General features: G+C 70.0%; 20 protein-coding genes and 1 pseudogene. 11 read left to right on the top strand and 10 right to left on the bottom strand.

Annotation, left to right across the window (positions count from 1 at the left end; all coding sequences use genetic code 11):
• Window positions 1-12: 12 nt before the first annotated feature.
• Together OG623_RS06580 and OG623_RS06575 are read left to right on the top strand one after the other, a co-directional pair.
• Window positions 13-1509, top strand: a complete 1497-nt coding sequence (locus tag OG623_RS06580; RefSeq protein ID WP_406145147.1) for a class I adenylate-forming enzyme family protein — start codon at window positions 13-15, stop codon at window positions 1507-1509.
• Entirely contained in the window at window positions 1506-2930 is a 1425-nt protein-coding gene (locus OG623_RS06575; protein WP_406145146.1) for a phytoene desaturase family protein, read from the top strand. Before OG623_RS06580 ends, OG623_RS06575 begins: the two co-directional genes overlap by 4 nt.
• Window positions 2931-3197: 267 nt before the next feature.
• Here the strand turns inward: OG623_RS06575 and OG623_RS06570 are convergent.
• Window positions 3198-3398, bottom strand: a pseudogene (locus OG623_RS06570) (hypothetical protein); the annotation flags it as partial.
• A 162-nt stretch (window positions 3399-3560) separates the two neighbouring features.
• Between OG623_RS06570 and OG623_RS06565 the strand changes: the two are divergent.
• A complete protein-coding gene (locus tag OG623_RS06565) occupies window positions 3561-4439 on the top strand; it encodes a hypothetical protein (protein ID WP_406145144.1) in 879 nt (292 codons plus the stop codon).
• 2 nt (window positions 4440-4441) lie between these two features.
• Complete coding sequence (locus OG623_RS06560; RefSeq protein WP_406145142.1) at window positions 4442-4720, top strand: helix-turn-helix transcriptional regulator; 279 nt, start codon at window positions 4442-4444, stop codon at window positions 4718-4720.
• Between the two features lie 29 nt (window positions 4721-4749).
• On the opposite strand, the gene OG623_RS06555 is transcribed toward OG623_RS06560, so the two are convergent.
• Window positions 4750-5061, bottom strand: coding sequence for a transposase family protein (locus OG623_RS06555; RefSeq protein ID WP_406145141.1), 312 nt, complete (start codon window positions 5059-5061; stop codon window positions 4750-4752).
• A gap of 479 nt (window positions 5062-5540) precedes the next feature.
• A complete protein-coding gene (locus OG623_RS06550) occupies window positions 5541-7070 on the bottom strand; it encodes a helix-turn-helix domain-containing protein (RefSeq protein WP_406145139.1) in 1530 nt (509 codons plus the stop codon).
• A gap of 399 nt (window positions 7071-7469) precedes the next feature.
• On the opposite strand from OG623_RS06550, the gene acnA reads away from it, so the two are divergent.
• The 3 genes from acnA (at window position 7470) to OG623_RS06535 (ending at window position 12015) form a co-directional block, all read left to right on the top strand.
• On the top strand, window positions 7470-10196 hold the full coding sequence (gene acnA, locus OG623_RS06545; RefSeq protein WP_406145137.1) for an aconitate hydratase AcnA: 2727 nt from the start codon (window positions 7470-7472) through the stop codon (window positions 10194-10196).
• 100 nt (window positions 10197-10296) lie between these two features.
• Window positions 10297-10713 carry a DUF6336 family protein gene (locus OG623_RS06540; RefSeq protein ID WP_406145136.1) on the top strand — a complete coding sequence of 139 codons (417 nt, stop codon included), beginning with the start codon at window positions 10297-10299 and terminating at the stop codon, window positions 10711-10713.
• Window positions 10714-10785: 72 nt separating this feature from the next.
• Complete coding sequence (locus OG623_RS06535; protein ID WP_406145134.1) at window positions 10786-12015, top strand: ROK family protein; 1230 nt, start codon at window positions 10786-10788, stop codon at window positions 12013-12015.
• A gap of 27 nt (window positions 12016-12042) precedes the next feature.
• Here OG623_RS06535 and OG623_RS06530 read toward each other — a convergent pair whose 3' ends face one another.
• Window positions 12043-13506: an alpha/beta hydrolase gene (locus tag OG623_RS06530; RefSeq protein WP_406145132.1), complete on the bottom strand. Its 1464-nt coding sequence runs from the start codon at window positions 13504-13506 to the stop codon at window positions 12043-12045.
• Between the two features lie 240 nt (window positions 13507-13746).
• On the opposite strand from OG623_RS06530, the gene OG623_RS06525 reads away from it, so the two are divergent.
• Together OG623_RS06525 and OG623_RS06520 are read left to right on the top strand one after the other, a co-directional pair.
• Window positions 13747-14901 carry a sensor histidine kinase gene (locus OG623_RS06525; protein WP_406151700.1) on the top strand — a complete coding sequence of 385 codons (1155 nt, stop codon included), beginning with the start codon at window positions 13747-13749 and terminating at the stop codon, window positions 14899-14901.
• Complete coding sequence (locus OG623_RS06520; protein WP_406145131.1) at window positions 14902-15579, top strand: response regulator; 678 nt, start codon at window positions 14902-14904, stop codon at window positions 15577-15579. It begins immediately after the preceding gene.
• Here the strand turns inward: OG623_RS06520 and OG623_RS06515 are convergent, their stop codons facing one another.
• Window positions 15580-16107 carry a GNAT family N-acetyltransferase gene (locus tag OG623_RS06515; RefSeq protein ID WP_406145129.1) on the bottom strand — a complete coding sequence of 176 codons (528 nt, stop codon included), beginning with the start codon at window positions 16105-16107 and terminating at the stop codon, window positions 15580-15582.
• Window positions 16108-16205: 98 nt separating this feature from the next.
• Between OG623_RS06515 and OG623_RS06510 the strand changes: the two genes are divergently transcribed.
• Window positions 16206-17090 (top strand): LysR family transcriptional regulator, encoded by an 885-nt coding sequence (locus OG623_RS06510; RefSeq protein ID WP_406145127.1) that lies wholly within the window; start codon window positions 16206-16208, stop codon window positions 17088-17090.
• Window positions 17091-17179: 89 nt separating this feature from the next.
• Here the strand turns inward: OG623_RS06510 and OG623_RS06505 are convergent, their stop codons facing one another.
• The 5 genes from OG623_RS06505 to xylA form a co-directional block, all read right to left on the bottom strand.
• Window positions 17180-18559, bottom strand: a complete 1380-nt coding sequence (locus OG623_RS06505; RefSeq protein WP_406145125.1) for a GH1 family beta-glucosidase — start codon at window positions 18557-18559, stop codon at window positions 17180-17182.
• Window positions 18560-18567: 8 nt separating this feature from the next.
• A complete protein-coding gene (locus OG623_RS06500) occupies window positions 18568-19422 on the bottom strand; it encodes a carbohydrate ABC transporter permease (RefSeq protein WP_406145123.1) in 855 nt (284 codons plus the stop codon).
• A 5-nt stretch (window positions 19423-19427) separates the two neighbouring features.
• Complete coding sequence (locus tag OG623_RS06495) at window positions 19428-20408, bottom strand: carbohydrate ABC transporter permease (RefSeq protein WP_406145121.1); 981 nt, start codon at window positions 20406-20408, stop codon at window positions 19428-19430.
• A gap of 11 nt (window positions 20409-20419) precedes the next feature.
• Window positions 20420-21682: an ABC transporter substrate-binding protein gene (locus OG623_RS06490; RefSeq protein WP_406145119.1), complete on the bottom strand. Its 1263-nt coding sequence runs from the start codon at window positions 21680-21682 to the stop codon at window positions 20420-20422.
• Between the two features lie 147 nt (window positions 21683-21829).
• Window positions 21830-22999: a xylose isomerase gene (gene xylA / locus OG623_RS06485; protein ID WP_406145117.1), complete on the bottom strand. Its 1170-nt coding sequence runs from the start codon at window positions 22997-22999 to the stop codon at window positions 21830-21832.
• A 267-nt stretch (window positions 23000-23266) separates the two neighbouring features.
• Between xylA and yicI the strand changes: the two genes are divergently transcribed.
• On the top strand, window positions 23267-25507 hold the full coding sequence (gene yicI / locus OG623_RS06480) for an alpha-xylosidase (protein ID WP_406145115.1): 2241 nt from the start codon (window positions 23267-23269) through the stop codon (window positions 25505-25507).
• The last annotated feature ends 24 nt before the right edge of the window (window positions 25508-25531 follow it).

The following is a 25531-nucleotide window of genomic DNA, read 5'->3' as shown; positions in this document are numbered from 1 at the left end:
CAAGGACGTGCCATGCACCTCGCATCTCTTCCCTCACGGCGGGCCGACGCCCGGCCCGACAGTCCGTGCCTGTCCGACGAGGCCGTCGGCACGCTCACCAACGAGGCATTCGCGGCGCGAGTTGAGGCCGCGTCCCGCGTGCTGGCGGCCCACGGCGTGGCTCGCGGTGCGGTGGTCGCCGTCCGATTGCCGAACCGCGTGGACCTCGTGGTCTCGCTGTTCGCCGCCTGGCGCCTCGGCGCCGTCGTCACACCGGTGAACCCCGCCTTGGCCGATGCTGAGGCCGAATATCAGGTCGTCGACTCCAGCTCGCGCGTGCTGGTCACCCACGACGGCCTTGCGCTGAAGGGCGTCACGACGCTCATGCCCGAGGACCTCACCTCGCCCGGCGATGGAATCGGCGTGGACGCGGCCGAGCCGGACCTCGACGACCTGGCCCTGCTCGTCTACACGAGCGGCACCACCGGATACCCCAAGGGTGTCGAGCTCACCCACGCCAACCTCGACGCCATGACGGGAACCATGGTCGAGTCGCTGGAGCTCGACGAGCGCGACCACAGCCTGCTGATCCTGCCGCTGTTCCACGTGAACGGCATCGTGGTCAGCGTGCTGTCGCCGCTACGCGCGGGCGGGCAGGCGACCATCGCCCGCCGCTTCAACCCGCAGACCTTCTTCACGACCTTGGAGACCGTGCGTCCCACCTACTGCTCCGGAGTTCCAGCGATCTACACGATGCTCGCGAACCTGCCCGCGGAGATCGAGCCGGACACCAGCTCGCTGCGCTTCGTCGCCTGCGGAGCGGCACCGATGCCGGCCGATCTCATCGGCCGGATCGAGCACCGCTTCGGCGTGGTGCTCATCGAGGGTTACGGGCTCTCCGAGGGCACCTGCGCCTCGACGAGCAATCCGCTGAACGGTGTCCGCAAGCCCGGAACGGTCGGCGTCGCCCTCCCCGGCCAGAGGGTCGCCGTCATGGCCCCCGACGGCACCCTGGTGCCGCCCGGCGAGCGCGGCGAGATCGTCATCCAGGGGCCCACCGTGATGCGCGGCTACCTCAACCGGCCCCAGGAGACCGCCCAGGCCCTCAAAGACGGCTGGCTGCACACCGGCGACGTCGGCATCCTCGACGAGGACGGCTACCTGCGGATCGTCGACCGGGTCAAAGACATGATCATCCGCGGCGGCGAGAACATCTACCCCCAGGAGATCGAGCACGCCATCCACGCACACCCCGCCGTCCTCGAAGCCGCGGTCGTCGGCCGCCCCCACCCCGTCATGGGCGAGGAGCCCGTCGCGTTCGTCGCCCTGAAGGATGGCGCGTCCCTCGACGAGGACGAAGTCGTCGCGTTCCTGACGCAGCGCATCGCGAAGTTCAAGCTGCCGACCTCGGTGACCTTCGTCGACGATGTGCCGAAGAACTCCGTCAGCAAGTTCGACAAGCCGCGACTGCGCGCTACCCTCGCGCCGACGGGCACATCAGCCATGGGCCGGGACGAGGAAAGGCCGTGACGACTGCTGTCGTCGTCGGCAGCGGCCCCAACGGCCTCGCAGCCGCCCTCGTCCTGGCCGACGCCGGGATTCGCGTGCGCGTCATCGAGGCCGCCGACACCTTGGGGGGCGGCACGCGCTCGGCGGAACTGACCCTTCCCGGCCTCGTCCACGACGTGTGCGCGGCCATCCATCCCCTGGCGATCGCCACTCGGTTCTCCAAGGCGTTCGACCTCGCCGAGCACGGCTTGTCGTGGGCGGAGCCGCCCGTGCAGTACTCCCACCCGCTCGACCATGGCCGCGGCGCCGCCGCCTACCGATCCATCGGGAAGACCGGCCGCGGCCTCGGCGAGCGCGACGGCCGCACCTGGACCCGCGTGTTCGGGTCGTTGGATGACCGGTTCGACACGATCGCCGACGAGTTCCTCCAGCCGGTGCTCCACGTCCCCAGGCATCCGCTCCACCTCGCCCGTTTCGGGCTGTACGCCGGGCAGCCCGCATCGCTCCTGGCCCGGCGCTGGCACCAGGACGAGGCCCGCGCTCTGCTCGCCGGACTCGCCGCGCACGCCTTCCGCCCGCTCGACACCCTCGCGTCCTCGGCAATCGGCGTAGCGCTCGGCACCGCCGCCCACCGCTACGGCTGGGGTGCCGCCGTGGGCGGCTCAGCCGCCATCTCCACGGCGATGATCGCCGCGGCGAAGCAGCGGGGCGTGCTGTTCGAGACCGGCCGCACCGTCACCAGCGTCGACGAGCTTGGACCCGTCGACGTCGTCATGCTCGACACCGCCCCCGGCGCCGCGGCCGACATCATCGGTGACCGGCTCCCACGGCACGTCGCGCGCGCGTACGGTGCCTACCGCCACGGTCCGGGCGTCTTCAAGGTCGACTTCGCCGTCGAGGGCGGTGTGCCGTGGACGCACGAGCCGAGCCGACAAGCCGGCACGGTGCACGTCGGTGGAACGTTCGAGGAGATCGCGTCAGCCGAAGCGTCTGTCGCCCGTGGCCGCATGCCGGACCGGCCATTCGTCCTGGCCGCGCAGCAGTACGTCGCCGACCCGTCGCGGTCCGCCGACGGTGTGCACCCGTTCTACACCTACGCCCACGTACCGGCCGGCTACACCGGGGACGCGACGGAGGCAATCGCCGCCCAGATCGAACGCTTCGCCCCCGGCTTCCGCGACCGCATCCGCGGTACGGCCGTGTGCAGTACCACCGAGATGTCCCGCAAGAACGCCAACTACGTCGGCGGCGACATCGTGTCGGGCTCCAACGACCCATTGCAGCTCGTGTTCCGCCCCCGCGTGACTCTGCACCCCTACGCCACCGGGGTCGACGGCATCTTCATCTGTTCGGCCGCCACGCCCCCAGGAGCCGGTGCACACGGCATGTCGGGCTACTGGGCCGCGCAGGCCGCCCTACGCAAGGTCACCGCCGTCAAGTAGAGGAGCCCCTATGGGCGCGAACTGACGCTGAATGTCCACGAGACACGGCCACCAGGGGCAATCCGCATCAGTGTTGTGGTCTGGGAGCCGATGGGCTTCGTGGAGGGCGTAGTCAATCTCCGCGAATGGGCGCCATCCGAGGACTGGCGACGGCGCCCTTGAGGTGATTTTTCATGTCGAGTTCGAACTGGCCGTTGAGACGTGCGTTAGAACAGTGGCGACAGGGCCCGTCGGCCCTCAACTCAACACGCAGGACGTGACGGAGAAGCCCTCGCTCACCAGCACGCTGTACGCGGCGGTGACGAACTGGTGACGGGAGCGCTCGCCCCAGGCGAGGGCCCGCTCGGGCCCTTCGTGCGGCGGCATGTCGAACTGCTCGGCAGCCTGCTGTTCCTCGGGGCGCTTGGCGGCGAGCCAGGCTTCCTTGGATTCCATGTCGGAGTCCCGGGCGGCCTTCCAGCAGTCGGTGCCTGGTCCGCGGCCCGCGACGACCTCGTCGGCGAGACCCTCACCCGTCTCGCGGGGCTGACGACCCCTGGGCTGCCCGACGTCCTCCCGATCGTCCGGGCGTGGTGGGGGCCAGCGACGGACCCGGCACGGGCAGCGTCGCCGGCAGAACTCAGCGACGTCATGGCGCACATCTCCCGGGTGGAGTCGCAGCTGCTCCCGACGTCGCCGCTCGGACTGGCGTGGGGCCTCGACGAGCCACTCGCCGATGCCGTGCACGCCCTTGTCCGCAGGCACCGCCGTCACGCCGATGGCACCTCGCTTGCTGCGGCGCTGGCTCGGATCGCGCGACTCGACATCGCCGCGGGCCGGTGGGGCGCTGCGGAGGACGCCGCGGCCGAGGGGCTGGCGTCGGCCGAGCGGATCGGTGCCGAGCACATCGCTGCGGAGTGCCGGAACTGCCTCGGGTGGCTCGCCGCCGCCCGCGGTGACGGCCGCAGCGTCGACCATCTGACCGTTCGGACCCTGCAGCTGGCCGGGCCGCGCCGCGACCGTGCGGTCAGCGCCTCGGCCCACTGGAACCGTGGAATGGCCGCTCTGGCGGCCGGTCGCGCCGATGCTGCACTCGACCTGCTCGCCCGCTTGGACGAGCACGGGCACGAGGCAGCACATCCGATCGTCGCTCTGCTGGCAAGCCTGGACACGATCGAGGCGGCCGTGCACGCGCGGCGGCCGGAGATCGGCCAGCGCCGCGCCGAGGCGCTCGACGCCTGGGTACGGCGCACCGGCGCGCACTGGGCGAGATTCACAGCGCAGCGCACCTGGCACGCGCACTGCTGGACGAACCCGCCGCCGAACGGTCCTACCGGGCGGCGCTGGACGTGCCCGGTGCGTCCCGGCGCCCGTTCGACCACGCACGGGCCCGTCTGCTCTACGGCGAGTGGTTGCGGCGACAGCGGCGGCGCCGAGACGCCCGCCAGCAGCTCGACGCCGCTGCCGAGACGTTCCACGCACTGGGAGCGCACCCGATGCTCGAGCGGACCCGGCGTGAGCAGCGTCTGATCATGGCACCCGCACGCCGTGCCACTGCCGTCGGCACGGCCATGGCAACGCTGACGGCACAGGAACGCCGGGTTGCCCAGCTTGCCGCCGACGATCTGACCAACCGGGAGATCGGGGCCCGTCTGCGGATCAGCGACCGCACCGTCGGGCATCACCTATCCAACGTGTTCGCCAAGCTGGGGCTCCGCTCACGACGCGACTTGGCGGCCGCCGGCATCGTCAACGGAGATGATTCCGGCTCTGTCGCGACGCCTGACGAGCTCGTGCACGGTAGGCGGTGAGACGTCGCGAGCTTCGGTGTGACCTGGGTTCACGTCTGCCGTGTCGGCTTCAGGTCCACGGTCTGCTGGTGAGACAGCAGGCCGGCGACCGCTTGGATGGTGTCGCTCATGTGCTCGCGGCGGCGGAGGTGGCGGGCCAGGGCCCGCCAGTTCTTCAGATGGGCGATGCCGTGCTCGACCCGGATACGGCGTGAGGAGTGTGCCTTGCACTGGCGTTCGTGCATCTCCTCGTACCAGTCCGGGGCGTTCTTCTTGAACTTGCGGTGCGGTGGTGTCACCACCCGGCCACCGGCAAGAAGGGTGCCCAGGCCCTGGTAGTCGGCATCGGCAAGGATCTCCACCGTGGGCCCGTCGACCAGGAGCTTGACCAGCCCTAACTGGCGGGCTTAGGTGATGTGCGCGCAGCTTGCGGGCCGTGCTGGGCTGCACCACGGCACGCGTCACCCCGGATCCGGCACGCACTGCCCCGCCGCCGGGTCGGGGTACACCTATGCCTGCTGACGGGCCCCGCACCGCACGGCCCGGGCCGGTGACGCACGCCGAGTCTCCCTTCCACAGAGGAGGTGTGGCAGTCGGCCGTGACGGTCCGGACGCCCGCAGACGGTAAGCGGGCCGCCAAATGGGCTCTGAACTGCGCTTAAGGGGCCTCGCCGGAGCCGACATCTTCGATGGATGGCTCATCACGTGAAGAGGGCGGTGCACAGGAGCTGTCGCTCCTGGTTCAAAGTCCCAGAAAAGTCCCAGGGACTCCGTCACACCCCACCTCGACTCGCATTTGTGCAGGTCAGAAGGGGTGTGACGGTGCCATTTTTGCAGGCTTTCAGATGTCCCGGAAGATCTCGATCTGCGCGCCCACCGAGTTCAGCCGCTCCGCCAGCTCCTCGTAACCCCGGTTGATGACGTAGACGTTGCGGAGCACGGAGGTGCCCTCGGCCGCCATCATCGCCAGCAGCACCACCACCGCGGGACGCAGCGCGGGCGGGCACATCATCTCGGCGGCGCGCCAGCGGGTCGGGCCCTCGACCAGGACGCGGTGCGGGTCCAGGAGTTGCAGCCTGCCGCCGAGGCGGTTGAGGTCGGTGAGGTAGATCGCGCGGTTGTCGTAGACCCAGTCGTGGATCAGGGTCTGGCCGTGCGCGGATGCGGCGATCGCCGCGAAGAACGGCACGTTGTCGATGTTGAGCCCGGGGAAGGGCATCGGGTGGATCTTGTCGATGGGCGCCTCCAGCTTGGAGGGCCGGACCGTCAGGTCCACCAGCCGGGTCCGGGCGTTGTCGGCGGCGTACTCCGGGGTCCTGTCGCAGTCGACGCCCATCTCCTCCAGGACCGCGAGCTCGATCTCCAGGAACTCGATCGGGACCCGGCGGATCGTCAGCTCGGACTCCGTCACCACCGCGGCGGCCAGCAGGCTCATCGCCTCGACCGGGTCCTCGGAGGGGGAGTAGTCGACATCCACGTCGATCTCCGGCACCCCGTGCACCGTGAGGGTCGTCGTCCCGACGCCGTCGACGCGTACGCCGAGCGCCTCCAGGAAGAAGCAGAGGTCCTGGACCATGTAGTTGGAGGAGGCGTTACGGATGACCGTCGTGCCGTCGTGCCGGGCGGCGGCCAGCAGGGCGTTCTCGGTCACCGTGTCGCCGCGCTCGGTCAGCACGATGGGGCGTCCCGGCCGGACCTCGTGGTCGACCTGCGCGTGGTACAGCCCGTCGGTCGCCGCGATCTCCAGGCCGAAGCGGCGCAGCGCGATCATGTGCGGCTCGATCGTGCGCGTGCCGAGGTCGCAGCCGCCGGCGTACGGCAGGGTGAAGCTGTCCATGCGGTGCAGCAGCGGGCCGAGGAACATGATGATGGAGCGGGTCCGGCGGGCGGCGTCCGCGTCGATGGCCTCCAGCTCGAGCTGCGCGGGCGGCAGGATCTCCAGGTCGACGCCGTCGTTGATCCAGCGGGTGCGTACGCCGATGGAGTTGAGGACCTCGAGGAGCCGGAAGACCTCCTCGATGCGGGCGACCCGGCGCAGCACGGTGCGGCCCTTGTTGAGCAGGGAGCCGCAGAGCAGCGCGACGCACGCGTTCTTGCTCGTCTTGACGTCGATGGAGCCCGAGAGGCGACGGCCGCCGACCACACGCAGATGCATGGGTCCGGCGTAACCGATCGACACGATCTCGCTGTCGAGGGCCTCACCGATGCGGGCGATCATCTCAAGGCTGATGTTCTGGTTGCCACGCTCGATGCGATTGACCGCGCTCTGGCTCGTGGCCAGCGCGTCGGCGAGCTGGGTCTGTGTCCAGCCACGGTGCTGACGGGCGTCACGGATGAGCTTGCCGATACGTGCGAGGTAGTCGTCTTCCATGGCTGCACGCTATCTCAGATATGAGATGGCGATCGTGCGGGGGGTGTGGGGTTCGAGTGGCGGCCCGGTGCCGGGGCCTCTGTCGGGCGCCTGTATGAAGGGTCGGACGCGCCCGGCGAGTTCGCGTGCGGGACTCGACCGATCGGGTGAGGGGTCAGATCGCGGGGTGAACGTCTGAGCCGGATGGGCGCGGATAGGGGCGCCCGGGCATGACCGGGCGGCGGTGATGTACTAGAGTTATCTCGACATCGAGATATCTGCCGAGGCGCACCGCAGCCGCCGCTCGGTAAGGGTTACCTAACTAATCCTTACCTTAGCGGATCGTGGGGGCCGCAGGCGGCGCCGGCCGCACATGAGGCGCGGATCGGTTGTACGCGCACATCGAAGAAGGAGACTGTCGTGTCGGCGAACAGCTTCGACGCCCGCAGCACGCTGCAGGTGGGCGACGAGTCGTACGAGATCTTCAAGCTGGACAAGGTCGAGGGCTCCGCGCGCCTCCCTTACAGCCTGAAGGTGCTGCTGGAGAACCTGCTCCGCACCGAGGACGGCGCGAACATCACCGCCGACCACATCCGGGCGCTGGGCGGGTGGGACTCGCAGGCCCAGCCCAGCCAGGAGATCCAGTTCACGCCGGCCCGCGTGATCATGCAGGACTTCACGGGTGTCCCGTGTGTCGTGGACCTCGCGACCATGCGTGAGGCCGTCAAGGAGCTCGGCGGCGACCCGGCGAAGATCAACCCGCTGGCCCCGGCCGAGCTGGTCATCGACCACTCTGTCATCGCCGACAAGTTCGGCACCAACGACGCGTTCGCGCAGAACGTCGAGCTGGAGTACGGCCGTAACCGGGAGCGCTACCAGTTCCTGCGCTGGGGCCAGACCGCCTTCGACGAGTTCAAGGTCGTCCCCCCGGGCACCGGCATCGTCCACCAGGTCAACATCGAGCACCTGGCCCGCACGGTCATGGTCCGGGGTGGCCAGGCGTACCCCGACACCCTCGTCGGCACCGACTCGCACACCACCATGGTCAACGGCCTCGGCGTGCTGGGCTGGGGCGTCGGCGGCATCGAGGCCGAGGCCGCGATGCTCGGCCAGCCGGTCTCCATGCTCATCCCGCGCGTCGTCGGCTTCAAGCTGACCGGCGAGCTCCCGGCCGGCACCACCGCCACCGACCTCGTGCTGACGATCACCGAGATGCTCCGTAAGCACGGCGTCGTCGGCAAGTTCGTCGAGTTCTACGGTGAGGGCGTCGCCGCCACCTCCCTCGCCAACCGCGCCACCATCGGCAACATGTCGCCGGAGTTCGGCTCCACCGCCGCGATCTTCCCGATCGACGACGAGACGCTGAAGTACCTGCGTCTGACCGGCCGTGACGCGCAGCAGGTCGCGCTCGTCGAGGCGTACGCCAAGGAGCAAGGCCTCTGGCTCGACCCGGCCGCCGAGCCCGACTTCTCCGAGAAGCTGGAGCTCGACCTCTCCACGGTCGTCCCCTCCATCGCCGGCCCGAAGCGCCCGCAGGACCGCATCGTCCTCGCGAACGCCAAGGCGCAGTTCGCCCAGGACGTACGCAACTACGTCGTGGACGACGAGGAGGCGGGCAAGGAGTCCTTCCCGGCCTCCGACTCCCCGGCCGCCTCCAACGGCGTCCCGACGAACCCGGTCCCCGTCACCGCCCCCGACGGCACGACGTACGAGCTGGACCACGGCGCCGTCACCGTCGCCGCGATCACCTCCTGCACCAACACCTCGAACCCGTACGTCATGGTCGCCGCGGCGCTCGTGGCGAAGAAGGCGGTCGAGAAGGGCCTGACCCGCAAGCCGTGGGTCAAGACCACCCTCGCCCCGGGCTCCAAGGTCGTCACCGACTACTTCGACAAGGCGGGCCTGACCCCGTACCTCGACAAGGTCGGCTTCAACCTCGTCGGCTACGGCTGCACCACCTGCATCGGCAACTCCGGCCCGCTGCCGGACGAGGTCTCCAAGGCGGTCAACGACCACGACCTGGCCGTCACCTCGGTGCTCTCCGGCAACCGTAACTTCGAGGGCCGGATCAACCCCGACGTCAAGATGAACTACCTGGCGTCCCCGCCGCTGGTCGTCGCGTACGCGCTGGCCGGCTCGATGAAGGTCGACATCACCAAGGACGCCCTCGGCGTCGACCAGGACGGCAAGCCCGTCCACCTCGAGGACATCTGGCCGACCGAGGCCGAGGTCAACGACGTCGTGGCGAACGCCATCGGCGAGGACATGTTCAACAAGTCCTACCAGGACGTCTTCGCGGGTGACGCCCAGTGGCAGGCGCTGCCGATCCCGACCGGCAACACCTTCGAGTGGGACTCCGAGTCCACCTACGTGCGCAAGCCCCCGTACTTCGAGGGCATGACCATGGAGACGAGCCCGGTCGAGGACATCACCGGCGCGCGTGTCCTGGCCAAGCTGGGCGACTCGGTCACCACCGACCACATCTCCCCGGCCGGTGCGATCAAGGCCGACACCCCGGCCGGCAAGTACCTCACGGAGCACGGCATCGAGCGCCGTGACTTCAACTCCTACGGCTCGCGCCGTGGTAACCACGAGGTCATGATCCGCGGCACGTTCGCCAACATCCGCCTGCGCAACCAGATCGCGCCGGGCACCGAGGGCGGCTACACCCGCGACTTCACCCAGGCCGCGACTGCTGACGCTGCTCCGGTGTCGTTCATCTACGACGCCTCGCAGAACTACCAGGCCGCCGGCACCCCGCTGGTCATCCTGGCGGGCAAGGAGTACGGCTCCGGCTCGTCCCGTGACTGGGCGGCCAAGGGCACCGCGCTCCTGGGCGTCAGGGCCGTCATCGCCGAGTCCTACGAGCGCATCCACCGCTCGAACCTCATCGGCATGGGCGTCCTCCCGCTGCAGTTCCCCGAGGGCCACACCGCCGAGTCGCTGGGCCTCACCGGTGAGGAGGCCTTCTCCTTCGCCGGCGTCACCGAGCTGAACAACGGCACCACGCCCACCACGGTCAAGGTCACCACCGACACCGGTGTGGAGTTCGACGGCGTCGTCCGCATCGACACCCCCGGCGAGGCGGACTACTACCGCAACGGCGGCATCCTGCAGTACGTGCTGCGCAGCCTCATCCGCAAGTAGAGGCACCGCGAAGTGAGCGAGGGCCGCACCCTGGGGTGCGGCCCTTCGCCGTTGCTACTGTGCGGTGCGGCGCTGACACACGGCGGGCAGGGGGGCGGTCATGAGCAGGGTGAGCAGGAGCGAGGACGGGGTGCTCGAACCGCGTCTGCGACTGGGCGAGGTCGTGGCACGCGGGGCGGCGTACGGACTGGGGGCGGCAGTCTGCCTGGCCGTCGCCGCGTTCGTCGTCCGGGAACACGACGTCCGCGTCGACCTCCTGGAGGCGACCGCTTTCCTGGGGCTCCTGGCCGGCGCGGTCCTCCTGCTGACCGGGCTCTTCTTCTGGGCGTCCAGTTCCGGGGAGGTCCTGCGCTGGCGTGATTTCCCCACCACCGGCGGTCCCTACGACGCGGTACCGGTCGTCGCGCCGGCCCTGGTGCGCACCGGCGTGTTCCTGCTGGTGCCCGTCCCGGTCGCCTTCGGCCTGGGCGAGCTCGTCGCATCGGCCGCCGTCGGCTCCTGGCTGTGGGGTGCCTGACCAGTCCCGGACCCGGCCCGGGCAGGCGCTACGCCGCTGATGGGGGCGTACGTCGCTTAGGCTCGGGGCCTCATGAAGAACACCCTCACCTCGCCGGCGGCCAAGGCCGGACACGACTCCGTGCGGCGTCACAACCTGAGCCTGGTCCTGCGGACCGTCCGCGACGAGGGTGAGGTCACCCGGGCCCGGGTGGCGAGCCTGGTGGGGCTCACCAGGGCTGCCGTCTCCTCGCTCGTCGAGGAGCTGCTCGCGCTGGGCTGCATCGGCGAGTCGGGCAAGACCTCCAGCGGATCGGCCGGCCGCCCCGGGACCGTGCTCAAGCTCTCCCGCACGGGGCCCGCGGGGCTCGGTGTGGAGATCAACATCGATTACGTCTCCGTGTGCGCCGTGGACCTCACCGGCACCGACCGGGTCCGCGTCACCGAGCACACCGACCACCGGAACGTCCCGCCCGCCGACGTCCTGGCCCACGCCGCCCGCCTCACGAACAGGGTCATCGCCTCGACCAGGGAGCAGGAACTGCGGGTGGTCGGCGTCGAGCTGGCGCTGCCCGGTCTCGTCTCCGGCGGTGTCGTCCGGCAGGCCCCCAACCTCGGCTGGAGCAGGGTCGCGGCCGAGGGCATCTTCGGGCAGGCGCTCAGCACCCTGCGCCCTGCTGGGCGGGCGCTGGCCGTCGGTTCCGACAACGAGGCCAATCTGGCGGCCCTGGCCGAGCTGTGGTTCGGGGGACTCGGCGGCGTACGCACCTTCCTCTATCTCACCGGTGAGATCGGCGTGGGCGGCGCGCTGGTCGTCAACGGCGAAATGCTGCGGGGCGCCCATGGGTTCGCCGGTGAGATCGGGCATGTCGTCGTCGACCCGCAGGGCCCCCTGTGCCGGTGCGGCGCGCACGGCTGCCTGGAGCAGTACGCCGGCCGGGCGGCCCTGCTGCGGGCCGCAGGGATCGACCCGGGCCCCGGTGCGCGGGGCATCGCCGAGCTGGAGCGGCGGGCCGCCGAAGGCCAGGAGCGGGCCCTGGGGGCCCTGCGGACCGCGGGGGACCGGATGGGTGTGGTGCTGGCCGGCGCGGTGAACCTCTTCGACCCGGAGGCCGTCGTGCTCGGCGGGATCTACCGCGGTCTGATGCCCTGGCTGGAGGGGCCGGCGGACGCCCAGCTCGCGGCGCGGGTGGTGTCGGGCCGCTGGCACGAGAAGGGCAGCCGGCTCCGCGCCTCGTCCGTCTCCGGAGATGCGGCACGGGGCGCGGCGGCCCGTGTGGTGCACGAGGTGCTGGAGAACCCGGCGGCGCACGCCCTGCGCTGACGGCGCCTCCGGGGCCCTGTCACTCGCTCACTCGCCCGGTTCCGCCGCGCAGGCGAGGTCATGCGCGGGGCGTTCACCGGTGGTCAGGAACGTCGTCGTCGCGTCCTTGGCACACGTGTTGCCGCTGAACGGGTAGACACCGTGGCCGCCCTGGTCGGCCGTCACCATCGTGGCCCGCTTTCCGAGGGCCCGCCGCAGCTCCCGGGCGCCCGCCAGCGGCGTGCCCGGGTCGCGCTCGTTCTGCACCATCAGCACGTTCGACGGTCCCCGGCCGGTGATGCGCACCGGCGGTTCGGTCCGCTCCCGCGGCCAGAACGCGCAGGGGTTGATGCTCGCCGTGGAGCCGCCCAGCATCGGATACCTCAGCCGGTCGACGGCGACGTTGCGCTGGTACTCCCGGACCGTGCCCGGCCAGCGCGAGTCACCGCAGACCACGGCGAAACGCGAGGCCAGCAGGTTCTCGACGTCCGCGGTCGGTGTCTGCTCCGGGAGCGGCAGCTCCCCGCCCGTGTCGATGGCCTGCCAGAACTCGGCGAGCTGGGGCATCAAGGCATCGACGTAGAGCTGCTCGAAGGTGTACCCGCGGAACGCGATCCCGTCGACGCCCTGCACCGGCTTCTCGTCCAGCCGCTCCACGAGCTCGTAGAACGTGGCGGTGACCTGCTCCGGCGTGGAGCCGAGCCCGTACTCGGGGTGCTGGGAGGCGAACGCGGCGAAGTCGGGGAAGCGGTCCTCCATCCCGCGGGCGAACAACCGCATGGCCGTGGCGTCGTAGCCGCCGGGGCCCATGTTGCTGTCGAGCACGATCCGGTCGCCGCGCCCCGGGAACAGCGTCGTGTAGACCGCGCCGAGGTAACTCCCGTAGGAGGCGCCGAGGTACGACACCTTCGGCTCGCCCAGGGCCGTCCGGAGGAGGTCCATGTCGCGCGCCGTGTTCGCGGTGGTGGTGTGCGGCAGCATCCACGCCGTCGACGAGTTCCGGCACTGTTCGGCGATCTTCCGCGCGTACCCGGCCTCCCGCGTGACGTCGGCCGCGGTGTGCGCGTACGGCGGGAAGTTGCCGCGCTGCTGCTGCTCCTCGGTCAGGTCGCAGGTCACCGGCGTACTGCGGCCGACACCACGCGGGTCGAACCCGATGATGTCGTAGGAGTCCAGCACCTTCTGCGGCAGCTTCGAAGCGGCGAGGACGGCCGGGTACGTCAGCCCCGAGCCGCCCGGGCCACCCGGGTTGGTCAGCAGGACGCCGCGCCGCTGCGACGGCTTCTCGCTCGGCAGCCGGGAGACGGCGATCTCGATCTGACGGCCTCCCGGATCGCTGTGGTCCAGCGGGACTTCGAGCGTCGAGCACTCCAGACGGGGCGCGGACGCTCCCTCGGGGCACGGGCCCCACCGCAGGGTGCTCGGTATGGGCGTCGCCGTGGCCGCCGACGCCGGAAGAGCGGTCACCGTCAGAGCGGCGGCGGTGAGAGCGAGGGACAGACTTCTGCGCATGTGGTGTCCTCCTGTGAGGGCTTTACCGGTACGCGGACGAGTCTGTTCACCAGGGGCGGGCCGGCGCATCGGCCCGGCGGACCGCACCGGCTCCTACCGGGGGAGAGGTGCGCCTTGGACCTGGGTCCAAGGCGTATCAACCCTCGGGCTGATCCACCGGACGCACGATGTGGCGACAATGGACCGGTGAACACGGACGTTTCGCCGCGGCTCGGGCTGTGGCAGCAGGCCTGGCGGCTCATGGTGGCTGTGGTCGTGAGCCTGCCGATCTGGCTCACGACCCTCGCGCTGATGCGGCACAGGCCCGGCGGCCCGGGCTCCTGGATCCTCGTCGGTGACCCGCTGGTGGCCCTGGGCTGTCTGACGGTGCTCCTGTGGCGGCGCCGGTGGCCCCTGGCCATCGCCCTGGCGGTCACGGTCGCCTCGACGGTGTCGGCTCTCGCCACCGGCGCCGCGCTGCTGGCCCTGTGCTCGGTCGGCACCCGCCGCCGCGCGGTGGAGATCGGGGCCGTCACCTTGGCCTATGTGGCAGCGACACAGTTCGCCAACAGGGTGTATCCGGTGGACGGTTCGACCGACACCTTGTGGTGGATCCAGGTCGTGGTGCCTGCGGCCACCGCCGGGATCGCGGTGGCCGTCGGCATGGCGGCCGGGGCGCGGCGGGTCGAGCTGCGGTCCCTGCGGGAGCGGGCGGAGAGCGCGGAGCGGGAGCAGAGCGCGCGGGCGGCGCAGGCACGGGCCCTGGAGCGCAACCGGATCGCCCGCGAGATGCACGACGTCCTCGCGCACCGCATCTCCCTGGTCGCGATGCAGGCCGGGGTGCTCGACCACCGCGACGACCTCTCGGCCGACGAGGACCGCATCCTGGTCCGCAGCATCGCCGAGAGCTCCCACCAGGCACTGGAAGAGCTGCGGGAGGTCCTCGGCGTGCTCCGGGCCGACCCCGGCCGGCCGGAACCTCCGCAGCCCTCGCTCGACCGGGTCCCCGACCTGGTGGCCGACGCACGCGCCTCGGGCCTCGACATCAGACTCACCGACGCCGTGACCGGAATCCCGCCCGACGGCGTCGGACGCACCTGCTACCGGATCGTCCAGGAAGCGCTGACCAACGCGGCCAAGCACGCACCCGGCGCGGTCGTGCGGGTCACCCTCGACGGTGCCGCCGGCGGCACCTTCGGCATCGGCGTCCGCAACGGACCGGCCTCCCTGCGACACGCCGCACGGCCACCGGCCTCCGGCTTCGGTCTGCTGGGCCTCGGCGAACGGATCACTCTCGCGGGAGGCGAACTCGACCACCGCCCCACGCCCGAGGGCGGGTACGTTCTCACCGCACGGCTGCCCTGGCCGGACAGCCCCGCCCACAGCCCCGCCCACAGCCACGAAAAGAGCGCATGAGTGGAAGACCGACACGGTCCCGTACGCGTCGTCATCGTCGACGACGAGCAACTGGTGCGCATGGCCCTGCGGCTCATCATCGACGGCGAACCGGACCTGACCGTCGTGGCGGAGGCGGCCGACGGGAACGCGGCGCTCGCCGTGGTGGACGAACAGCGGCCCGATGTGGTGCTGATGGACGTACGGATGCCTGGCCGGGACGGTCTGGAGACGACCCGGGAGCTGCTCACCAGACCGGCGCCACCGCACGTACTGATGCTGACCACCTTCGACTCCGACGGCCTGGTGCTCGGGGCGCTGGCCGCCGGGGCGCTCGGCTTCGTCCTCAAGGACACTCCGCCCTCACGCATCCTCGACGCGGTGCGGACCGTCGCGGACGGCAACCCCGTGCTGTCCCCCGCGGCGACGGCACGGGTGATCGCCGCGGCCACGGGACCGACGTCCTCGCACACCCGTGACCGCTCCCGCGAGGCCGCGCGCGAGCGGCTGTCCGCGCTGACCGAACGGGAGCGGGAGACCGCCCGGGCCATCGCGGACGGACTGGGCAATCCGCAGATCGCCGAGCGGCTGCGCATCACCGTTGCGACGGTCAAGGCCCACACCGGCAGCCTGTTCGCCAAGCTGGCGGTCGAGAACCGGGTACAGATCGCGCTCCTGGTCCGTGACGCGGAGGACTGATCACGGAGCGCTCCGGCCGAGATCCAGCTCCATGAGGACATCGGCGCGGGCGTAGTAGTCGGCCACCGGGAGACGGTCGCGGGCGATCCTCACGAAGCCCGCGTCCTCGTAGAGGTGAAGGGCGGGCGTCAGCCTGCTGTTCGTGCCGAGGAACAGCCGCGCACCGCCCAGTGTCCGGGTCCGGTCGATCGCCGCTGCGACGAGCAGGCGGCCGATGCCGCGGCCCTGTGCGGCGGGAGCCACGGCCATCTTCGCCAGCTCGAACACACCATCCGGATAGGCCAGCAGCGCGACGCAGCCGATCACCGTGCCGCTGTCCGGCTCGCGCGCCATGAGCACGTCGCCGCCGGGGCCCACGATGCGGCCGGACGGATCCCCGAGTACGGCCCGGTCCTCCGCCTGAAGGGTGAACAGGCGCGAGATCCACTCCTCGTTGAGCGCCCGGAACGCGTCGGCGTCACTCTGCGAGGCGATCGAGGAGACCAGGATCGAGTCGGCGGAGGAGTCGGAGGTGGAGGCATGCGGCATGGGACGGATCACCTTTCCGATGTGGCTCCCCTCAGCCTCCGGCCCCACGCACCGATATGTCCAATACTAGGCCCAGTGCCCATCGATAAGATCAGCTTATGGATCACCGCATCGAACTTCGCCACCTGCGGTACTTTCTGGCTCTGGCGGAGGAACTGCACTTCGGCCGTGCCGCCCAGCGGCTGCACATCGCCCAGCCCGCCCTGTCCCAGCAGATCAGGCGGCTGGAGAAGATCGTCGGCGCCGAGCTGTTCCGACGGACCTCCCGCAGTGTCCGGCTCACGGAAGCGGGCGCGGCGTTCCGGCCGAGGGCCCGGAGCCTGCTGGACCGGCTGGCGGCCGACCTCGACGAGGCCGGCCGTATCGGGCGCGGTGAAGCCGGCCGCCTGGACATCGCCTTCATCACCTCCGCCACCGAGATCGTCAGCGAGCACCTCCGCGCGTTCTCCCGGCGCCGCCCCGAGGTCCAGGTCGCCCTGCACGACGGCTTCACCACCGATGTCCTGGCGGCACTGGAGCGTGGCACCGCCGACATCGGGATCGTGCGGGACCCCGAGGAGCGCGACGCCATCGATCTCGTGCTCCTGGCTTCGGAACGGCTCGTCGCCGTCGTCCCCGCGACGCACCCCGCCGCCGACGGGGACCAGGTGAACGCAGGGGCGCTCGCCGCTGATCCGCTGATCCTGTTCCCGCGTGCGGCGGGCCCCCGGGCGTTCGACCTGAACACGCGGCCGTTCCGGCAGGCCGGCGTCGACGTACGGGTCGCGCAGGAACACTCGGACTGGCACACCATCCTCATGTTCGTCGCGGCCGGCCGCGGGGTCAGCGTCGCTCCGTACAGCGTCACGACGCTGCTCCCCGCGGGTGCCCGCCGAATCGAGCTCGAAGGGCCTCCCACCGTGAGCCGGATCTTCCTGGCCACCCGCCGAGGGGACGACCGTCCTCTCCTGCGGGCCTTCGTCGCGCCGCACCCGGATCCGTGAGGATCCGTGACCGCCCGCGAAACGCGGAGCGGGGACGTACGCGCCCTCGTGCACGCGTACGCCCCCGCTCCGGGCACAGGACCAGGTGATCAGGCCTTGTGTGCGGCGATCAGCTGCTGATACCAGCGGTAGCTGTCCTTCGGGGTGCGCTCCAGGGTGTCGTAGTCGACCCGGATGATCCCGAACCGCTTCGCATAGCCCAGCGCCCACTCGAAGTTGTCCAGCAGCGACCACACGTAATAGCCGCGTACGTCGACACCGGCGTCCATGGCCGCCCGGAGCGCCGTCAGATGGTCCCGCAGATACGTCACCCGGTCGGCGTCGTGGACGGAACCGTCGGCCTCGACGCTGTCGAACTCAGCCGAGCCGTTCTCCGTGATGTGCACCGGAGGCAGTGCGTCGCCGTACGTCTGCTTCAGCACCGTCAGCAGATCGGTGAACGACTCCGGCACGACCGGCCAGCCCATGGCCGTCCTGCGGACGTCCGGGTAGCTCCCCTCCGCGTAACGGTTGTCCGTCGCCACGCGCAGCGACGGGTCCGCCTCGCGGTGCGGGGCGGCGGCGACGACGATCGGCCGGTAGTAGTTGATGCCGAGGAAGTCCATCGGCTGGGAGATCAGCTCCAGGTCGCCCTCGCGGCGGAAGTCCTGGCCGGTGATCAGCTCGCCCCAGGTCTCCTCCTCGGTGGCCGGGTAGCGGCCGGCGAGGATCGGCTCCGTCCACACCAGGTTGTGCTGGGTGTCCGCGCGTACGACCGCGGCGAGATCGGCGTCCGACTCGGTGGCCGGGACGTTGCGGTCCAGGTTGAGCGTGATGCCCGCCTCGCGGACACCCGCCGCGCGCAGCGCGCTCATCGCGTGGCCGTGGCCGACCAGGAGGTGGTGGGCGGCGGCCAGCGCCCCCCGGCCCTCCTTGGCGCCCGGCGCGTGCCGGCCCACGGAGTAGCCGAGGAAGGCGCTGCACCACGGCTCGTTGAGGGTGATCCAGCGCGGCACCCGGTCGCCCAGGTGCTCGGCCATGATCGCGGTGTACTCGCCGAAGCGCTCCGCCGTCTCGCGCACCCGCCAGCCGCCCTGGTCCTCCAGGGCCTGCGGCAGGTCCCAGTGGTAGAGGGTGGCGGCCGGCTCGATGCCCGCTTCGAGGAGCGAGTCGACGAGCCGGGAGTAGAAGTCCAGGCCCTTGGCGTTGACCGCCCCGCTGCCCGTGGGCTGGATGCGGGACCAGGCGACGGAGAAGCGGTAGGACTCCACGCCCAGGTCGCGCAGCAGCGCCACGTCCTCGGGGTAGCGGTGGTAGTGGTCGCAGGCGACGTCACCCGTGTCTCCACCGTCCGTCCTGCCGGGCAGGTGGCTGTAGGTGTCCCAGATGGACGGGCCGCGGCCGTCCTCCTCCACGGCACCCTCGATCTGGTAGGAGGCCGTGGCCGCGCCGAAGACGAATCCGGGCGGGAAGACGGGGAAGTCACTCATGGAAACCCTTACTTGACGGAGCCGCCGGTGATTCCGGCAGCGATGTACTTCTGGGACAGGACGAGGAGGACGGCGGCGGGCACCGCCGAGAGCACCGAGGCGGCCATGACCGAGCCCCAGTCGCCGACGTGCGCGCCGATGTACTGGTAGATGCCCAGGGTGATCGGCTTGACGTCGTCCGTGGTGTTCAGCGTGAGCGCGAACATGAAGTCGCTCCACGCGTACAGGAACGAGAACAGCCCGGCGGTGATCAGCGAGTTGCGGCTCATCGGCAGGACGACCTGGACGAACGTACGGATACGGCCCGCGCCGTCCACCTCGGCGGCCTCGATGACCTCGCGCGGGATCGACACCATGAACGACCGCATCAGGACGATCGCGAAGGGGATGCCGAGCGAGGCGTCCGCCAGCATCAGGCCGAAGTAGGAGTTGACCAGGCCGAGGTCCACGTACGCGCTGTACAGGGCGTTCGCGATGACGATGCCCGGCACCATCTGCGTGATGAGCGTGCCGAAGACGATGGTCTTGCTGCCACGCAGCTTGAACTGTGCCAAGCCGTACGCCGCGGGCGCGGAGATCGCCAGACAGATGGCCACGGCGCCGAGCGCCACGGCCAGCGAGGTCAGCAGGTTGGTGCCCTGCTCGGTGATCGCCGATGTGAAGCCGGAGAAGTCGAAGCCGGTCGGGACGGGGCCCACCTCGACCAGGCTGGCGTCCGGCTGCAGCGCGGTGTTGATCATCCAGTACAGCGGGAACAGCATGACCGCGAGGACGACGACGCCGAAGACGGTCGCACCCCAGCGGCGCTTGGGCCGGTGGACGGCGGGAGCCGGGGCGGCGGGGATCTGGGTGGTGGTCGCCATGCCGGTCACTTCCCCTCGTTGCGGTTGACCCGCAGGTAGAACACCGCGAAGACGGCGGAGATCAGGATCAGGATGTTGCCGACCACGGCACCGGCACCGAAGTCCATCTGGACGAAGGAGTTCTGGTACGTGAGCGTGCCGAGCGTCTGCGTGGAGTCGGCGGGCCCGCCGTCGGTGAGGGCGAGGACCAGGTCGAGGATCTTGACCGTCGACATGAAGCCGAGCACCAGCACCACGGTGATGACGGGCTTGAGCATCGGCAGGGTGACCGAGCGGAACGTACGCCAGGCGGACGCGCCGTCGAGAGCGGCGGCCTCGTTCAGCTCCCTGGGGACCTCCTGGAGGCCGCCGTAGAGGATCACCATGTTGAACGGGATGCCGATCCAGATGTTGACCAGGATCACCGAGATCAGCGCCATGCTGGTGCTCGTCAGCCAGGGCGTGTCACCGGGGAGGCCGACGGTGCCGAGGAAGGAGTTGAGGACACCGGTGTCCTGGTCGAAGATGCGCCGCCACACGATGCCGGAGACGACCATCGGTACCAGCCACGGCAGCAGGATCAGCGAGCGCAGGATCCCGTTCAGCGGGAAGCGGCGGGTGAAGAAGACGGCGAGGGCGAGGCCGATGCAGAACTGGCCGACGAGCGATCCGACGGTGAACAGGATCGTCTGCCACAGGGCCTTGCCGAACAGCCCGTCGTTGAAGACGTTGCTCCAGTTGTCGAAGCCGTTGAACGGCGCCTCGCCGGTGAAGAACGTGGACGGCGAGTAGTCCTGGAAGCTCATCACGATGTTGCGGACGAGCGGGTAGCCGAAGAACAGCGCCATGAAGATCACGGCGGGGGCGATGAACCCCCACTGGGCGAGCGTCCTGCGCCGCTTGGCGTTACGCGGGTTCACCGGCTTGCCGACCGAACCGGCCGCACCGGTCGTCGGGGCCTTCGGGCCGGCCGGCAGCGCGGAGGCCGAGGCTGTGGTGGATGACATGGTTCGTTACCTCAGTTCCCGCTCGTGACCTGCTGCTGGGCACGCTTCAGAGCGGCCTCGCTGGATTGGCCGGTGAGTGCGGACTGGAAGGCGCTCTGCAGCGCGAGCGACACGGACGACCACTGCGCGCCGACCTTCGCGGTGCGGGAGCGGGCCGTGGCGACCTGGTCGGCCAGCGCCGCCAGCTCGGGGGTCTTCTTCCGCCAGATGTCGGCCGCCTTGGTGTTGGCGGGGACCATCCAGCTGTTGATGGCGTAGGAGATCTCCTCCTGCTCGCCCGACATACAGCCGATGATCTTGCCGGACATCTTCTCGCGCTCGGTGTCGCCCGTGTTGGGCACGGTGAGCACACCGCCGCCCAGCGGCCCGACCGAGTCGTCGCCGGCCTTGGGGACCGGGATCTCGGCCATGCCCCAGTTGAGCCCCTTCTTGGTGTTCAGGGTCTCGACCTGCCACGGGCCGTTGATCATCATGGCCGCGTTGCCGGCCATGAACTGGTCGTTCACGTCCGCCTGGGTCCAGTTGACCGTGGACTTGGAGAGCGAGCCGTCCTTCAGGAGCGCCTTCCAGTAGTCCAGCGCCCCGGCGACCTCAGGGGTGTCGAGCTTCGACTCGTCGCCGCCGTTGGACCACATGAACGGGGTGAACTGGAAGACGCCGTCCTCCGCGCCGCCCGCGCTCAGCGCCAGGCCGTACCGCTTGCCCTGGGTCAGCTTCTTGGCGGTCGACTGCATCTCGGCCCAGGTGGTGGGCACCTCCAGGCCGGCCTTGTCGAGCGTGTCCTTGTTGTAGAACAGCGCCAGGGTGTTCACCGTGCGCGCGGCCCCGTAGTACTTCCCGTCGAACGAGCCGAAGTCGACGATCCCCTCGGGGATGTCCGTCGTGGTCAGCCCGAGGTCCTTCAGCGGGATCAGCCCGCCGGCCTCGGCGAAGGTCGGCATCTCGGACGCGTCCAGCTGAAGGACGTCGGGCAGCGACTTCGACGACGCCATGCGCAGCGCCTTCGTCATCAGCTGTGAGGCAGGCACGCTCTGCTGCTCGATGGTGACCCCGAGCTGCTTGCTGCAGCGCTTGAGGGTGTCACCGTCCCAGCGGTGGTACGACTCGTCGGTCGAGGAGTTCATGACGGTGTAGACGTCCTCGTCCCGCTGCTGGACGCACCCCGAAAGAACGGTGCCGGCGACGACTGCGGAGACGACGGTGAGAGGAACGACGATCCGCCTGGTGCGGCGGCTGCCGCGCCCTGGCCGTCCGTCCGGGGAAGGTTCTGTCACGGTGGTGCCCTTGCGGTGAGAGGGGGGCCGGGGCCCATGGGAACGCTCCCACGGCCTCTTCGTCAACCCCTGCGCGGTTCCGGCGGTGTCACGGAGGGGGTGGTGCCCGGGGTGCCCTGTGTTCGGGTGGGCACCCCGGTGGGTGGGTCAGCGGACGTTGAGGAGGTGTTCCATGGCGAGCTGGTCGAGTGCTTCGAAGGCCATGGAGCGTTCCGCGGCGGTGTTGGCGTCGAAGTCCTCGTAGGCGGACCGGTCGGCGAGCAGGGCCTTGAGGCCGTCGTCGGCGGTGGGCCGGGCGAGTTCGTGGAGGCGGGAGGCGGTCAGGGCTTCCTGGACCGCGGGGTCGGCGCGGAAGGCGGCTGCGCGTTCCTTGAGGATGAGGTAGTTGCGCATGCAGTTCTTCGCGGACTCCCAGACCCCGTCGATGCCGTCGGTGCGCACGGGCTTGAAGTCGAAGTGGAGCGAGCCGTCGTAGCCGGCGGTCTCCAGGAGGTCGACGAGCCAGAAGGCCTGGCGCAGGTCTCCGGCGCCGAAGCGGAAGTCCTGGTCGTACTTGATGCCGGACTGGCCGTTGAGGTCGAGGTGGAAGAGCTTGCCCGACCACAGGGCCTGGGCGATGCCGTGGGGGAAGTTCAGGCCGGCCATCTGCTCGTGTCCGGTCTCGGGGTTCACACCGACCATCTCGGGGCGCTCCAGGCGCTCGATGAAGGCCAGGGCGTGTCCGATCGTGGGCAGGAGGATGTCGCCGCGGGGCTCGTTGGGCTTGGGCTCGATCGCGAACCGCAGGTCGTAGCCCTGCTCGGTGACGTAGTCGCCCAGCAGGTCGAAGGCCTCCTTCATCCGGTCCAGAGCCACCCGCACATCCTTGGCACCACCGGACTCGGCGCCCTCACGCCCGCCCCAGGCCACATACGTGCTCGCGCCGAGCTCGGCGGCCAGATCGATGTTGCGGATGACCTTGCGCAGCGCGAAACGCCGCACGTCACGGTCGTTGGAGGTGAACCCGCCGTCCTTGAACACCGGGTGGGTGAACAGATTCGTCGTGGCCATCGGGACCTTCATCCCGGTCCGTTCCAGGGCGTCCTTGAACCGGCCGATCAGCCGGGCACGCTCGGCCTCGGAGGACCCGAACGGGATCAGGTCGTCGTCATGGAACGTCACACCGTGCGCACCGAGCTCCGCGAGCCGCTCCACCGACTCCACCGGATCCAGCGCCGGACGCGTCGCGTCACCGAACGGGTCATTGCCACGCCAGCCCACGGTCCACAGACCGAAGGTGAACCTGTCCGCCGGGGTGGGAGTGAAGCGGTTCGACATTGTGCTGCCTCTTGTCGACATGGGCCGTCGGCTGCGCTGCCGTCCGGCCGATTTGTTGGCTGACAGTACTAATACGGCATCGTGGCGTTTGTTTCTAGACCATGTCTGTGACATGCATGTCACGTAGGGGAATCATGGCGGACTTCGGGGCGTCCACCGACCCCCGGAGGGGTGGGTTCCGAATCCTCTGCGGTGATCGTCGAAGCGCTTCGAAAAGCATTTGTTTTGTGTACGATCAAAATCAGGACCCCACAGGAACGGACCCCCATGAAGTTCACCGACGGCTTCTGGCAGATGCGCAGTGGTGTGCATGCCTCCTACGCCACTGAAGTCCGCGACATCCGCCTCGACGAGGACCGCCTCGCCGCCTACGCCGCCGTCAAGCGCGTCGAGCGCCGCGGCGACACTCTGAACGCTCCGCTGATCACCGTGGAGGCCCACGCCCCCGCCGACGGCGTCATCGCGGTGCGCCTGACCCACCACGCCGGCAAGCGGCGCAAGGGCCCCGACTTCGAGCTCCCGGGCGCCGCAACAGGACCCGTCGCCACCACCCGTACCCGGGGCACGGCCGCCGAGCTGACCAGCGGCCCGCTCACCCTGCGGCTGCCCACCGAAGGCGCCTTCGGCCTGGAGTTCCTCGACGGGGACGGCCGGCTCCTGACGTCCGCAGGCCGGAAGGGCAGCGCGTTCGCCACGGTCGACGACGACAACAGCCACCACATGTTCGCCCAGCTCGCCCTGGGCGTCGGCGAGACCGTCCACGGTCTGGGCGAGCGTTTCACGCCGTACGTGAAGAACGGCCAGGCCGTCGACATCTGGCAGGCCGACGGCGGCACCAGCAGCGAACAGGCCTACAAGAACATCCCGTTCTACCTCTCGTCCCGTGGTTACGGCGTCTTCGTCAACCACCCGGGCAAGGTCTCCTTCGAGGTCGGTTCCGAGGCCGTGGGGCAGGTGCAGTTCAGCGTCGAGGACCAGACGCTCGAGTACTTCGTCATCGCGGGCCCGACCCCGAAGGACGTCCTCTCCCGCTACGCGGCCCTCACCGGCCTCCCCGCCCTCCCTCCGGCGTGGTCGTTCGGCCTCTGGCTGACCACCTCCTTCACCACGTCCTACGACGAGGCCACCGTCACCTCCTTCGTCGACGGCATGGCCGAGCGCGGAATCCCGCTCAGCGTCTTCCACTTCGACTGCTTCTGGATGCGCGAGTACCAGTGGTGCGACTTCGAGTGGGACCCGGCCGTCTTCCCCGACCCGGAGGGCATGATCGCCCGGCTCAAGGACAAGGGCCTGAAGATCTGCGTCTGGATCAACCCGTACATCGGGCAGAAGAGCGCCCTGTACGAAGAAGGGGTGCGCAAGGGCTACTTCGTCCTCACCCCGGACGGCGACGTCTGGCAGTGGGACAAGTGGCAGGCCGGCATGGCGCTGGTGGACTTCACCAACCCCGAGGCCACCGCCTGGTTCCAGGGCAAGCTCAAGGGCCTGCTCGACCAGGGCGTCGACGGCTTCAAGACGGACTTCGGCGAGCGCATCCCCACGGACGTCGTCTGGCACGACGGCTCCGACCAGGAGCGCATGCACAACTACTACACGCACCTCTACAACAAGGCCGTCTTCGAGCTGCTTGAGACGGAGCGCGGACAGGGCGAGGCCGTGCTCTTCGCCCGCTCGGCAGCCGCGGGCGGCCAGCAGTACCCGGTGCACTGGGGCGGCGACTGCTGGTCCTCCTTCGAGGCCATGGCGGAGTCCCTGCGCGGCGGTCTCTCCTTGTCGCTGTCCGGCTTCGGCTTCTGGAGCCACGACATCGGCGGCTTCGAGGGCACCCCCGACCCGGCGGTCTTCAAGCGCTGGCTCGCCTTCGGCCTGCTCTCCTCGCACAGCAGGCTGCACGGCTCCTCGTCGTACCGGGTGCCGTGGGAGTTCGGTGAGGAGGCGGTGGACGTGGCCCGGCAGTTCACCCGCCTCAAGCACCGCCTCATGCCGTACCTGTACGGCGCTGCCGTCGAGGCGCACCGTACGGGCGTCCCCACGATGCGCCCGCTGCTGCTGGAGTTCCCGGACGACCCGACGGCCCGCACCGCGGACCGCGAGTACCTGCTGGGCCCGGACGTCCTGGTCGCCCCGGTCTTCACCGAGGACGGCCACGTCGAGTACTACGTGCCCGAGGGCACCTGGACCCACCTGCTGACCGGCGACACGGTCACGGGCCCCGTCTGGCGCCAGGAGACCCATGGCTTCGACAGCCTGCCGCTGCTGGTGCGCCAGGGCGCGGTCCTGGCGCTCGGCGCGGACGAGAGCCGCCCGGACGGCGAGTGGCTCGACGACCTGGAGCTGCGTGTGTTCGCCCCGGCGGGCACGGGCGACTTCACCCGTACGGTGACCGTCCCCGACCGCACGGGCGCGGTGGCGGCGACGTACGAGGTGGTCCGCGAGGGCGGTGAGGTCCGCGTCACCGTGGACACGGACCGGCCGTACACGGTCACGGTGGTGGGCGAGCAGGCCTGACACCGCTTGTACGAGTACCGGACC

Source organism: Streptomyces sp. NBC_01012, assembly GCF_045162755.1.
In the GTDB taxonomy this organism is placed as follows: domain Bacteria; phylum Actinomycetota; class Actinomycetes; order Streptomycetales; family Streptomycetaceae; genus Streptomyces.
This window is presented reverse-complemented; position numbering and strand designations above follow the sequence as displayed.

Coding starts and splice junctions, on each gene's coding strand:
- yicI (WP_406145115.1), top strand. CDS start 23,267: ATGAAGTTCACCGACGGCTTCTGGCAGATGCGCAGTGGTGTGCATGCC.
- OG623_RS06510 (WP_406145127.1), top strand. CDS start 16,206: ATGGATCACCGCATCGAACTTCGCCACCTGCGGTACTTTCTGGCTCTG.
- xylA (WP_406145117.1), bottom strand. CDS start 22,999: ATGTCGAACCGCTTCACTCCCACCCCGGCGGACAGGTTCACCTTCGGT.
- OG623_RS06515 (WP_406145129.1), bottom strand. CDS start 16,107: ATGCCGCATGCCTCCACCTCCGACTCCTCCGCCGACTCGATCCTGGTC.
- OG623_RS06500 (WP_406145123.1), bottom strand. CDS start 19,422: ATGGCGACCACCACCCAGATCCCCGCCGCCCCGGCTCCCGCCGTCCAC.
- OG623_RS06525 (WP_406151700.1), top strand. CDS start 13,747: ATGGTGGCTGTGGTCGTGAGCCTGCCGATCTGGCTCACGACCCTCGCG.
- OG623_RS06505 (WP_406145125.1), bottom strand. CDS start 18,559: ATGAGTGACTTCCCCGTCTTCCCGCCCGGATTCGTCTTCGGCGCGGCC.
- OG623_RS06540 (WP_406145136.1), top strand. CDS start 10,297: ATGAGCAGGGTGAGCAGGAGCGAGGACGGGGTGCTCGAACCGCGTCTG.
- OG623_RS06580 (WP_406145147.1), top strand. CDS start 13: ATGCACCTCGCATCTCTTCCCTCACGGCGGGCCGACGCCCGGCCCGAC.
- OG623_RS06535 (WP_406145134.1), top strand. CDS start 10,786: ATGAAGAACACCCTCACCTCGCCGGCGGCCAAGGCCGGACACGACTCC.
- OG623_RS06560 (WP_406145142.1), top strand. CDS start 4,442: ATGGCACCCGCACGCCGTGCCACTGCCGTCGGCACGGCCATGGCAACG.
- OG623_RS06495 (WP_406145121.1), bottom strand. CDS start 20,408: ATGTCATCCACCACAGCCTCGGCCTCCGCGCTGCCGGCCGGCCCGAAG.
- OG623_RS06550 (WP_406145139.1), bottom strand. CDS start 7,070: ATGGAAGACGACTACCTCGCACGTATCGGCAAGCTCATCCGTGACGCC.
- OG623_RS06530 (WP_406145132.1), bottom strand. CDS start 13,506: ATGCGCAGAAGTCTGTCCCTCGCTCTCACCGCCGCCGCTCTGACGGTG.
- OG623_RS06565 (WP_406145144.1), top strand. CDS start 3,561: ATGGCGCACATCTCCCGGGTGGAGTCGCAGCTGCTCCCGACGTCGCCG.